General features: G+C 61.7%; 11 protein-coding genes and 1 tRNA gene. 4 read left to right on the top strand and 8 right to left on the bottom strand.

Going from position 1 to position 11717, the window contains the following annotated elements; all coding sequences use genetic code 11:
- The 6 genes from EN781_RS12305 to EN781_RS12280 all read right to left on the bottom strand — a co-directional run.
- Positions 1-373, bottom strand: a 373-nt coding sequence (locus tag EN781_RS12305) for a TatD family hydrolase (RefSeq protein WP_189347507.1), incomplete at its 3' end; no start/stop codon positions are given.
- Complete coding sequence (gene metG / locus EN781_RS12300) at positions 373-1923, bottom strand: methionine--tRNA ligase (protein WP_126054598.1); 1551 nt, start codon at positions 1921-1923, stop codon at positions 373-375. The genes EN781_RS12305 and metG, both read right to left, overlap by 1 nt.
- An 83-nt stretch (positions 1924-2006) precedes the next feature.
- Positions 2007-3062: a DNA polymerase III subunit delta' gene (locus EN781_RS12295; protein ID WP_126054597.1), complete on the bottom strand. Its 1056-nt coding sequence runs from the start codon at positions 3060-3062 to the stop codon at positions 2007-2009.
- Positions 3059-3733 carry a dTMP kinase gene (gene tmk / locus EN781_RS12290; protein WP_126054596.1) on the bottom strand — a complete coding sequence of 225 codons (675 nt, stop codon included), beginning with the start codon at positions 3731-3733 and terminating at the stop codon, positions 3059-3061. Before tmk ends, EN781_RS12295 begins: the two co-directional genes overlap by 4 nt.
- Before the next feature lie 63 nt (positions 3734-3796).
- Positions 3797-4954, bottom strand: a complete 1158-nt coding sequence (locus tag EN781_RS12285; RefSeq protein WP_127400030.1) for a D-alanyl-D-alanine carboxypeptidase family protein — start codon at positions 4952-4954, stop codon at positions 3797-3799.
- Between the two features lie 84 nt (positions 4955-5038).
- Positions 5039-6283, bottom strand: coding sequence for a septal ring lytic transglycosylase RlpA family protein (locus EN781_RS12280; protein ID WP_126054594.1), 1245 nt, complete (start codon positions 6281-6283; stop codon positions 5039-5041).
- A gap of 1355 nt (positions 6284-7638) precedes the next feature.
- Between EN781_RS12280 and EN781_RS12275 the strand changes: the two genes are divergently transcribed.
- From EN781_RS12275 to EN781_RS12265, 3 genes are all read left to right on the top strand, one after another.
- A tRNA-Ser gene (locus EN781_RS12275) sits at positions 7639-7728 on the top strand.
- Positions 7729-7900: 172 nt separating this feature from the next.
- Entirely contained in the window at positions 7901-9160 is a 1260-nt protein-coding gene (locus tag EN781_RS12270) for an integrase arm-type DNA-binding domain-containing protein (RefSeq protein WP_127400029.1), read from the top strand.
- Positions 9161-9221: 61 nt separating this feature from the next.
- A complete protein-coding gene (locus tag EN781_RS12265) occupies positions 9222-9503 on the top strand; it encodes a hypothetical protein (protein WP_127400028.1) in 282 nt (93 codons plus the stop codon).
- Between the two features lie 299 nt (positions 9504-9802).
- Here EN781_RS12265 and EN781_RS12260 read toward each other — a convergent pair whose 3' ends face one another.
- Complete coding sequence (locus EN781_RS12260; RefSeq protein ID WP_127400027.1) at positions 9803-9988, bottom strand: hypothetical protein; 186 nt, start codon at positions 9986-9988, stop codon at positions 9803-9805.
- A gap of 59 nt (positions 9989-10047) precedes the next feature.
- Between EN781_RS12260 and EN781_RS34280 the strand changes: the two genes are divergently transcribed.
- The gene (locus EN781_RS34280; RefSeq protein WP_189347506.1) at positions 10048-10206 is read left to right on the top strand and encodes a DUF1778 domain-containing protein; all 159 of its coding nucleotides are present in this window, start codon (positions 10048-10050) and stop codon (positions 10204-10206) included.
- A 1205-nt stretch (positions 10207-11411) separates the two neighbouring features.
- On the opposite strand, the gene EN781_RS34780 is transcribed toward EN781_RS34280, so the two are convergent.
- Positions 11412-11615 carry a hypothetical protein gene (locus tag EN781_RS34780; RefSeq protein ID WP_127400025.1) on the bottom strand — a complete coding sequence of 68 codons (204 nt, stop codon included), beginning with the start codon at positions 11613-11615 and terminating at the stop codon, positions 11412-11414.
- Positions 11616-11717: the final 102 nt, after the last annotated feature.

The following is an 11717-nucleotide window of genomic DNA, read 5'->3' as shown; positions in this document are numbered from 1 at the left end:
GCGGCAGGCCGGTCTGGCGCGCCGCCGCGATATGAGTGCGAAAACCTTGCGCCTGCGCATCGCGCGGGGCGCGGTCGTAGAAATAGTCGAGCCCGGCCTCGCCGATCGCCACCACCTTTGGGTGCGCGGAAAGGCGCACCAGCTCGTCGGCGGTCACGTCGAGTTCTTCCGCCGCATTGTGTGGATGGGTGCCGACCGAGCAATAGACCTCATCAAAAGTCTCAGCAATTTCAAGTATTTGCTGAAACCGCCTCACACGTGTCGAGATCGTCACCATGCGGCCGATGCCGGCCGCGAGGGCGCGGGCGACGATGGCCGCCCGCTCCTCGGCGAAGTCCGGAAAGTCGAGATGGCAATGACTGTCGACCAGCATCAGGCTTTGGCATCCTGCTCGACATAACGCGGGAACACGCCCTCGGGCGCCGGCAGGGCCGTGCCCGGCACCAGCGCATGGTCGGCATGGACATGCTCGAAATTGCGCTTGTCCGCCGGTACCGCCAGCAGGTCGAGCAGCTTCGCGGCAGATCCCGGAATGAAGGGCTGGCACAGCACCGTCACCCGCCGGACGAGTTCTGCCGTTGTCCACAGCACCGTCTCCATGCGCACGGGATCGGTTTTCCGCAGCGCCCAGGGTTCCTGGGAAGCAAAATAGCGATCGGCTTCCGCCACCACGCCGAAAATCGCCGCCAGCGCCAGATGGATGCCCTGCTCCGCCATCGCCTTGCGTGCCGTCGCCAGCGCTTCGACCGCCTGATCGAGGATGGCGCCGTCGGCCTCCGTCAATTCGCCGCGCTTCGGCACCACGCCGCCGCAGTTCTTGGCGATCATCGACAGCGAGCGCTGCGCCAGATTGCCGAGCCCGTTGGCGAGATCCGCGTTGGTGCGGTTGACGATCGCTTCATGGCTGTAGTTGCCGTCCTGTCCGAATGGCACCTCGCGCAGGAAGAAATAGCGCACCTGGTCGACGCCGTAGTGCTCGGCCATGGTGAACGGGTCGATGACGTTGCCGACCGACTTCGACATCTTCTCGCCGCGGTTGAACAGGAAGCCGTGGCCGAAGACGCGCTTGGGCAGCGGGATTCCCGCCGACATCAGGAAGGCCGGCCAATAGACGGCATGGAAGCGCACGATGTCCTTGCCGATGATGTGCGCATCCGCCGGCCAGAATTTCCAATTCTCAGCGTTTTCATCGGGATAGCCGAGGCCGGTGATGTAGTTGGTCAAGGCGTCGACCCACACATACATCACGTGCTTCTCGTCGCCGGGCACCGGCACGCCCCAGTCGAAAGTGGTGCGCGAGACCGACAGGTCCTTCAGCCCCGACTTGACGAAACTCATCACCTCGTTGCGCCGCTCTGCGGGGCCGATGAAGTCGGGCTGGCTTTCGTAAAGCGCTGTGAGCTTGTCCTGATAGGCCGAAAGCCGGAAGAAATAGCTCTCTTCCTCGACCCATTCGACCGGCGTCCCCTGCGGCCCGTAGCGGACGTTGTCGGCCCGAACCTCGGTCTCCTCCTCGCCGTAATAGGCCTCGTCGCGCACCGAATACCAGCCGGCATAGCCGCCCTTGTAGATATCGCCATTGGCGGCCATCGCCTTCCAGATCGCCTGCGAGGACGCGTAGTGGCGCTCCTCGGTGGTGCGGATGAAATCATCATTGGAGGCGTTGAGCACCGCCGCCATGCGCCTGAATTCGGCCGAGTTGCGGTCGGCGAGTTCGCGCGGCGAGAGGCCATCCTTGCGCGCCGTCTGCAGCATCTTGATGCCGTGCTCGTCGGTGCCGGTGAGGAAGAAGACCTGCTTGCCATCAAGGCGCTGGAAGCGGGCGAGCGCGTCGGTGGCGATCAGCTCGTAGGCATGGCCGATATGCGGCTTGCCGTTCGGGTAGGATATCGCGGTCGTGATGTAGAATGTGTCGCGTGACATGAATGAACCGTCATGAAAGTCTGAATGTGAGTTGTGGGGGTGGATATCCTATCGGCATGGCGATTGCCATCCCGAGCGGGCCATCACATTCGCATCGCAGAATTCAGGCGGTCGATCATGATCAGAGCGTGCTGCTTCTTGTCGAGATTGTAGGTCTCGGTCTCAGATATAGCGTTCTGGGCTTCCTGCCAAGCTTCGGACAGGGCTTTGGCCCGCGCCAGATCGCCGGCGAGTGCCGCCTCGCTGGCGCGTGAGGACAACAGGTCAAGCGCGTGTCGGTTGAAGATGTCGAACTGGATCGCCTGGTCGCGGCCGGCAACCGCCTCGGCAAGCCGGTGGGCGCCGGCGACGTCGCCCTTCCTCGCCGCAACCAGGGCGTCGAGCGCGGCCGCGATCTCCAGCCCGCCATATTGGGTCAGAAGGATCGCGTTGCGGGCGCTGCCGCCTGCCCGCTCCGCAAGTGCCGCGCGCGCAGCCGGCTCCTCGGGTGGCGGCGGCTCGATGCCTTGCAGAACGGTCATCAACTCCTCGTCGCCGAGCGGCGTCAGCCGCACCATCTGGCAGCGCGACCGGATGGTCGGCAAAAGGCTGCCCGGCGCATGCACGATCAGGATGAACAGCGTGCGCGCCGGCGGCTCCTCCAGATTCTTCAGCAAGGCATTGGCGGCATTGGTGTTCATGTCGTCGGCCGGGTCGACGATAACGATGCGGTAGCTGCCGTCGTGCGAGGTCATCGACAGGAAGCGGCTGACCTTGCGGATCTCGTCCACGGTGACGACCGTCTTGAAGCTCTTGGTCTTGTCGTTGGCCGGCCGGGTCAGGTGCAGCACCGAAGGATGCGCCCCCGTGGCGATCTGGCGAAACAAGGATGAGGCCGGGTCAGGTTGGGCGATCGTCTCCGGCGCCCGCTCGAAGGCCGGATGCCTTAGGAGATGATGCGCAAGGTGAAAGGCCAGCGTCGCCTTGCCGATGCCGACCGGCCCGGCAAGGATCAATGCGTGCGGCAGCTTGCCGGCGCGATAGGCCGCCACGAGCATGGATGCCGCCTGATGGTGGCCGACAAGGCGAGCCGTCTCGGACGGTTCCGGCACGCCGTCCAGCGTGTCGTGCTGCTCGGGGGCGATGCGTTCGAAGATCATGCCGTCGCTGTCTGCCGCTTCTCGGCCGGCGTTATCGTCTCCAGCGCCGCGAAGACGGCGGCGGTGACGACATTCTCAACCGTCTCTGGGTCGGCGGAGGCGTCGACGACTATGCAACGCTCTGGCTCGGCCTCGGCGATGGCGAGAAAGGCCTCGCGCCGGCGGCGATGGATATCGAGCGTTTCCTTCTCGAAGCGGTCGGGGCCGTCATTGGCGCCGCGGCGGGCGGTGGCGCGCCGCAGGCCCTCGATGGGATCGATGTCGAAGATCAGCGTCATGTCGGGCACCATGCCGTTGATGGCGACCTCCTCCAGCGTCGCCATGAAGGCTGGATCGAGACCACCAGTGACGCCCTGGTAGACACGCGAGGAATCGATGAAGCGGTCGCAGAGCACGATCGACCCGCGCTCGACCGCCGGCCGGATGACCTGCTCGACATGGTCGGAACGGGCGGCGGCGAACAGCAGCGCCTCCATCTTGGGGCCGAAGGGCTCGGCGGCGCCGGAAAGCAGCACATGCCGCACCGCCTCGGCGCCCGGCGAGCCGCCGGGCTCGCGGGTGACGAGGACGTCATATTTCTTGGCGCGCATCCGCTTTGCCAGCCGCTCGATCTGCGTCGACTTGCCTGCCCCCTCGCCGCCTTCGAAGGTGATGAAAAATCCGCTCGTCACCGGAAAAAGCCTCTGCCCATGCTGGACGCTGTCATAGCCCTCGTCCGATAAAAGGTCTATGCGCTAACGCAGCCAGCCGACGGCCAGTTCCTTGGCGGCATCGAGCGCGCGCTGCGGCAGCGTGCCGACGCCGACCGTTTCGGCGGCGAAAAGCGGCGTCTCCTGGCTCAGCGTGTCGCCGATCCAGACGCGCAGCTTGCCCACCGGCTGCCCCTCCTCCACAGGCGCCGAGACCGGCCCGTCATAGACGATTCTTGCGGTCAGCTTGTCGCGGTTGGCGATCGGCAGGAAAATATCGATCGGTCCTTTCGCCTTGAGCGCCACGCCGGATTTGGCGCCGCCGAACACTTGGGCCTCGCCGACCACCTCGTCCTTGGCAAAGATCTCGGTCTTCTGGAATGAGCGGACGCCCCAGTCGAGCAGCTTGCGCGCCTCCTCGGAGCGTTCGCGATCACTCGCCAGCCCGCTCATCGCGACGATGACGCGGGTACCGTTGTGGCTGGCCGAGCCGACAATGCCGAAGCCAGCCGCCTCGCTCATGCCGGCGACGAAGCCATCGGCCTCGATGCCCATGGCCAATAGCGGGTTTCGATTCTTCTGGGTGATCTTGTTCCAGGTGAAATCCGCCTGGCCGTAGTAGCGATAGAAATCGGGGTAGTCGCGCCAGATATGCAGCGCCAGCTGCGCAAGCTCCCGAACCGTCGTCTGCTGGCCGTCTGCCGGCAGGCCGGTGGCGTTCACGAAGGTCGATTTCTGCAGGCCGAGTTCGCGGGCGCGCTCGGTCATCTGCACGGCGAAATTGGCCTCCGAGCCGGCCATGCCCTCGGCCAGCACGATGCAGCCGTCATTGGCGGCCTGCACCGTCACGCCTTGGATCAGGTCCTCGACGCGAACCGGCGATTTGAGCTTGGCGAACATGGTCGATGTGCCGGACGGCGCGCCGCCGGTGCGCCAGGCGTTCTCGCTGACCAGGAACGTGTCGTTGATCGTCATGCGGCCGGACTTGATGGCGTTGAAGACCACTTCCATCGTCATCAGCTTGGCCATCGAGGCCGGCGGGATGGGCTTGTCGGCATCCTTGGCGAACAGCACGGTGCCGGTGTCGGCATCGATCATGAAGGCTTGCGCCGCCTTGGTTTCGAAAAGCTGTGCGTTGGCCGGGATCAGGGAAAGCAGCAACAGGCAAAGCCCAGCGAGGGGCGGAAAAAGGCGAAACTGCATAAGGGCTCGACCCGTTAGCCGGTATTGGCAGGGGCAAAGCTATCAGGCTTTTTTCCGGCGGATCAACCGTGCGATCGAAATAGATCAGTCGCGCACGACAAGCGCGTCCGGCGCGCCGTGCGACCAGGCCGCCTTCAGCACGTCATCGACGCTGCCATGGCCGTCCGGATAGACGTTGACCGCATACCAGTCGTTGCCATCGAGCTCGGTGCGCTGGATTTCGGTCCTGCCGAAAGGCTTGAGCGCCGCCGCCACGCGTTTTGCCTCGGCCGCATCATCGAAGGAGCCGGCGGCGACATAGTCGGCGGCGGCCGGCGATGTCGAATTGGATCTCTTCCACGATTGCAGAATGTCCGAGGGCGACATGCCCGCACCGTCGAAGGCGGCGAAGACGTCGGCGCGTCCGACGCGCTCGTCGGCATAGGAGAGCGAGGCCATGGCGAAGGGCGAATTCGGCGGCAAATTGATCTCCGGCCGCTCCGGCACGATCGGTCCAAAATCTGGCAGTATGACATCGCTGGCGCCCTGCGCCGACGTCGCCGGCTGATCCGACAGGGCGGGCTGGGCGGCAGGGGCATCCCCGGAATTGGTCAATTGCCCCGGGAACGGCACGGCGGCGGCAGGCGCGTCGACCGACAGGCTCGGCATCGGGCCGTTCATGGCCACCATCACGCCGGTCGGTAAGCCGTCCGACGGATCCGGCCGGTTATTGCCAGGATGGTATGAGGCAATCAGATACTGGTCGTCATCGCCGTCGAGCGGCGCTCGCCCGACATATTCGACCTTCACCTTGGCCGTGCCGACCTTGTCATAGTCGAGCATTTGCGCGGCTCGCTCCGAAACGTCGATGATGCGGCCTTCATGGTATGGGCCGCGGTCGTTGACGCGCACGATGACCGAACTGCCGGTTTCGAGGTTGGTGACGCGGGCGTAGCTCGGCAGCGGCATCGTCGGATGCGCCGCCGTAAGTTGCATCGTGTCATAGACTTCGCCGTTGGCAGTCAGCCGGCCGTGGAAGGCATCGCCATACCAGGATGCCAGGCCGACCTTGCGGTAGCGCTTGTCTTCCTTGGGATAATACCATTTGCCGCGCACCTGGTAGGGCTTGCCGAGTTGGTCGCGGCCGCCGCCGCGCCGCATGAAGGCAACGCGCGGGCTTGCCTTCACGCCATATTCGGTTTCGGCGAAATACTCCTTCGAGCGCGGCCTCTTGTCGATCATCGCCTTCGGCTGCGGCGTCGAGGTGCAGGCGGCAAGCAGCACCGCCGATATGGCGCACAGTGCAAGAGCTGGAGCGCGACGTAGACGCGGGCGCGCCGAAATCTGCATTGTTATGATGTCCCCTACAGTCTCGCCACCAGCTGAACGTCAGCGGAGCCAAAGCACCTGCCCGACACTTTGCCAGCGACACCCGGATCCCCAATCCCCTTGTGCGCAGGAATTGCTTATCACGGTATTAACCGATTGTGGTCGGAAGGCGGCGAGATTGTGGCAAGGCCTGTACCGGCGTGGCCGTGAACGCCGAGCGAGGCAATGCCAGCGACTTGATTGGCCAGTTGACCGCTGCCATCGCAGCAAAGGCGGAACAAAACTATGGCGCCGGCGTAGTCCCGGCGCCTCGAAGGCTCTCAGACCGGCCCACAGTCCAGAAGGTGCTTGGCGCCAACGCGCTCGTCAGGCCGGCGGTTGCTGGGAAGACGGAGCCACCTGCGCCGTAACGTGCGACAGCCTCTCGCGCTTGGTCAAAATCGGCTTTTCGTAAATCTTCTTCATGATTCCCTTTACCCCGAAAGATCCACTACGCCACAGATTGGTCGGGCGTGTGCCACATTGTCAATCAGGCTGGGCCGATTTGGCGGGATACTGTTGCATTTCGGCAAATATATCGAGCGACGATCCGACGCGGGTGGCAGGTCTTGGCGCCACGCACTAGGGAAGTGCGGTGGAAATGACCTCCCGCGTCTGGCGCGCCAAAAAACATAGACACCCCAGTGATTGGCACGATAGAGGGATGGCCGAGCAGTTTAAGGCCACGGTCTTGAAACGTGGTGAAAGCTTTCCCGCCTGTTATCAGCGGTCTTGAATAGCCGGCGCCAAATGAACAGCCCGCAACCTGCGGCAGCAGGCGCATCGGAACCCCTCACGCAAAATTTGAACTCGATTCAAATAGCGGAAGGCGCTTCCGTTCCATTAGCCAGTGCTGATTTAGAAATCTGCGACGTATTAACCGTTCGTAGACCGCGCTGTCCTATTCTGAGACAGCGCGGTCAACCAACTACCCCTGGCTGCGCAGGCGGCTCCGGCTACCCACCCCCAACGCCGGTCGGAGCCGCCACCCTCTCTTTTGATACCAGCGATGGTTGAATTAACTGTTACCACACGTACTTTCTAACGTGCTCTCCCGATCGCTAGACTTTTAGGGAATCGCCGGCGCTCCCAAAACCCCTGTCCGATTTGGCGATCCCTGACGTCTGGACTCAACCGCCGAATGACGCATCCTGGTTCTTGGGGGCAAGGGACGAACGGCGAAAGCTTGCGTTTCGGCAAATGTACAGGCCGGCGCGGTTGACAGGTCTTCGCGCCACGCACTAGAGCAGTGCGGTGCGGTGCGGTGCGGTGCGGATGATGCCAACAGCAGGATCCGAAGGTCAACACAGGCACCAAAGTGATTGAAAGATCACGATGGAGGGATGGCCGAGCGGTTTAAGGCACCGGTCTTGAAAACCGGCGTGGGCGCAAGTTCACCGTGGGTTCGAATCCCACTCCCTCCGCCAACATTCCTTCCCATAGTTGTTCATAGTTTCCCGCAAAGCCTTACAGACCGTGCGCTCTCATGCTCTTTGTCGTTCCCATGCTTTTCCAGTTTCTGCCGCGCCTACCCGGTGGAAGTCGGGTATAAAACCGGGTATCTTCCCTTGGAACCGGGTACTTCAAGGGGACGGCGATATGTTGACAGACACGCAATGCAGGGGCGCGAAGAAGGCGGACAAGGCTTATAAACTTACGGACGGCGGCGGGCTGCACCTGTTTGTTAGCACGGCAGGCGGTAAGCTATGGCGATTCCGGTACGAGTTCGGCGGAAAGGAAAAGCTGCTTTCTCTGGGCTCTTATCCCGACGTTTCCCTGGTAGCTGCGCGGAAGGCTCGCGATGACGCGAAGGACACGCTCAAGGCGGGCAAGGATCCCAGCATCACAAAGAAGCTGCGAAAGCTTGCCCATGTGACCAGCACGGCAAACACGTTCGAAGCTATTGGGCGTGAATGGTACGAATTGCAAAAACCGCAATGGGCTGAACGGCACGCCAGCGATGTGCTGGTGAGCTTGGAACGTGATGTCTTCCCGACCCTTGGCAACGTCCCGATCAAGGACATAACAGCCGCCGAGGTGTTGGCGTTGCTGCGGCCGATTGAAGTCCGCGGGGTAAAAAAAGGTGGCGCGGGCGGCGCAAAAGAAACCGCACGCCGCATCCGCCAGCGTATGTCAGCCATCTTTGTCTATGCCATAGCATCAGGTCGCGCCGACAACGACCCGGCGGCGGTCGTGAAGGGCGCGATGGCGCCGATGAAAAAGGGCAAGCAGCCCGCCATCATCGACTTGGACAAGGCGCGAGAAATGCTCGCCAAGGCCGAAGCGGAACCCGCCCATCCGGTGACGAAGCTTGCACTTCGCATTCTGGCCTTAACGGCAGTACGCCCCGGCACGTTGGCAACAACACCGTGGTCGGAATGGCTCGCCGCTGGCGACCTTTGGCAAATCCCCGCCGAACGAATGAAGTTGCGTCTTCAGCACAAGGACGATGAGGCTCGAGACCATCTCGTACCGCTATCCCGACAGGCGGTTGAAGCGATCGAGGCGCTGCGCGCGATATCGGGCCGTGGCCCGCTCGCCTTCCCCAATACCCGCCATGCTCATAAGCCCATGAGTGAGAATGCGATTGGCTATCTACTCAACCGCGCCGGCTATCACAGCAAGCACGTCCCGCACGGCTGGCGTGCCACGTTTTCGTCCGTGATGAACGAGCGTTTCCGGGCCGACAAGCCCGTGATCGACCTCATGCTGGCGCACGTACCGAAAGACAAGGTGGAAGGCGCCTATAACCGCGCGCTGCACTTAGAACGGCGGCGCGAATTGGCGCAGATTTGGGCCGACCTTGTTTTGGAAGGCGCTCGGCCGGCTAGCGACCTGCTGCTTGGACCTCGGCGCTAGACAAATCGGCTTTCACTGCGCCCGTCGCCATGGCACGATGAGAGCCTACGGGGAGAATCGCATGGCCGACCAAATGGAGTTCGATCAAAGCAAGGATCATATCGGTGGCAACTTCGAGTGGGACGTGGCGCCTAATTGCTGCGCATTACTGAAGGTTGCGGTGGAAGACGAGAAGTTTATCTTCGTCAGCAATTTTGCAAGCGATGGGAACAACTCATTCTATATGATGCCGGTCACCAGCGAAGGATATTTCGCTAGGGATAATGGCGTCGCAATAAGCCACTGTCCCTGGTGCGGGACAAAAATTGTGGGCAGAAAGAAGTACACTGCGAAGTCGACCTAGAGAATTCCCAGACTGTGATGTTATACGTCATGCGGTGCCTGCTGAAGCGGGCTTCGGAATTCAAGTGACAAGGGCTACTCCGGACTGGCGACGCAGGTAAAGAGAAAAGCCCGCCTCCCTTTCGGAAAGCGGGCTTCGCGCGGCACGTCGACTTTGGGTTACGGCTGATCAAAGGCCGCGCACTACTCGTGATCTCTTTGATGTCAGCACGTCGATTGGAATTCAAGCGTCGGCGCGAAGGCCACACATATAGAGCTCGTCGGCATCCAGTTCCGCCTGCTCCAAATCCCTCTCGGCGACTATCGCAACCGGCCATCGTCGTCGTAGACGTTTTCGACCTGCCAAAATCCAGTTGCCGCCGCCGGCGCCAGGACAAATGCCTTCCATCCATTGCCGTACTGAACGACCTGGCCAGGGGTGAATGTGCGTTGGGCTGCGTTAAACATATTGGCGACTCCTCGTTGCGCTTCGATGTTGAACGTCATATAACGATGTTTAACAACCGTCAACAACAATGTTTAACATCGTTCAACAGGAGTGCAAAATGGTCCGCGCAACGAGCATCGGGATACGGTTGTCCGAGGAGGTCAAGGCGGCGCTCGACAAGGCAGCCAGGGCGGACCGCCGAACAATCTCGGCATATGTCGAGCTTCTCATCGTTGCTGACCTTGAGGCCAAGGGCCTCTTGCCCAAGGCGGAATGAAGATAGGCGCGCCGTTGCTTTCGACGCTGGCGGCGCGCCTGACTACTGAAGCGTCAGCGGTCGGTCCTCTCGAAAACCAGTCGGCCCGATCCCGGCCAACCGTCGACCAGGCTAGTGGATTTGCCAGGATCCAGCAACCTTTTTCGGCAGCTAATTAGTCTCACTAAATTGGTAAATTGGTAAGATATACAATGGCTTGACGGCACCTCGTATGGCGTGCCATTCCCTACCGGCATGGGTGGGTTAGAAGACAAAATTTACACGGTCGACGAGGCCGCCGATTACCTGCGCTGGACGCGCCGCGGGATGATCAAGGTTGCGAAGCGTCACGGGCTCTGCATGGTCCGTGGGCGAGAGGTTACGCTCACTAAAGCTCACATACTCGGCACAATCGAAGCCCTGCGGCCAAAGCCGAGCGAGCCGCGCGCCTTGACTGTACGCGGACACATCGATCGCCAGCCAGTTGGCGGGTTGCGCGAAAGGTAAGGCGCCGCCCTGTCCGGCCGGGGGCTCTTTCCTGCTCTTCCGTTTCTTGTGTAATCTGCGCGATGCCGTCGGAGGTGCCCACTCCCATGCGGGATCTGGCCACTATCGAACCCCTCACGGCTATCCCTCCGGCCGGTTCGATCAACGTCCTTGGTTGAGGTTATCTGCGCTACCGGCAGCGCGACATGGTCGGCACGGCCGCGTGTCTGCTGATGGCAGGCATGCGCGCCTACATGCTGTTGCGCTAATGCGAAACCCGCTGCCGAGGGGACAGCAGCGGGCTTGGCTTCAAGGCTAGCCGGAAGAGGGGATTGGGACACAAGGGCATCCGGCCAGCCCCTTCAACGAGGGTGGCGATCGTTTGTTCCCATGCCGTTCGCATATATTTAGCAATCTCTTGACTAAACCGCCCTCGCCCCAGAATCGCCTGCATCACCGCTGGGCTTTTTAACCTCCAGAGGTATTGCTACAGGGCCTGTAGCCATTCCCCCTGCGGCTGGGTAAGTGCTCAATGGTTGGCCTTGCCGGGATGCCTGCCGCTGCCATTTGCTTGTTGAACGCTGCGGCCTCTTGCTCCGTATCGAATGGACGGGCGGTAGCCGTTCCATCGGGAGCAATGACAATAGCCAGGTATGGCAGGCCATTCGCTAGCGGGTGATAGACCGCATAGATCGTGCTGCGCTTCATTCCCTCATGCTATCGGGACTCAAAGACTTCGCCTAGCCTTGCGTTGAATGCAAAAGCCGATCCCGGTGAGCGACGTGCAGAAGCTGCATCTGCTCGAATAGGGTCAAAAGGTCTTCGGCTAAGTCTGCCCTAAAGCCCTTGTGATGGAAGTCGGCAACAATCTCGCGCTGGCGCGCAATGTGTCGCTCGCCCAAAAGCACGTGTTGCTCCAGCAGCGCTAGAACGGTTTCCCTCATCGCTAAGCTATATCAGGTTTCTCGCGCTTCTTATAGGGAGGTTCCGCCGCCCAAACGGAACATTTGCTCGCTCCTGGAGTTGGTCGGCATGGACCCTTGGAC

The organism is Mesorhizobium sp. M4A.F.Ca.ET.090.04.2.1 (assembly GCF_003999085.1).
In the GTDB taxonomy this organism is placed as follows: domain Bacteria; phylum Pseudomonadota; class Alphaproteobacteria; order Rhizobiales; family Rhizobiaceae; genus Mesorhizobium.
Note: the sequence above shows the minus strand (reverse complement) of the source record. Positions and strands in the feature narration are given on the sequence as shown.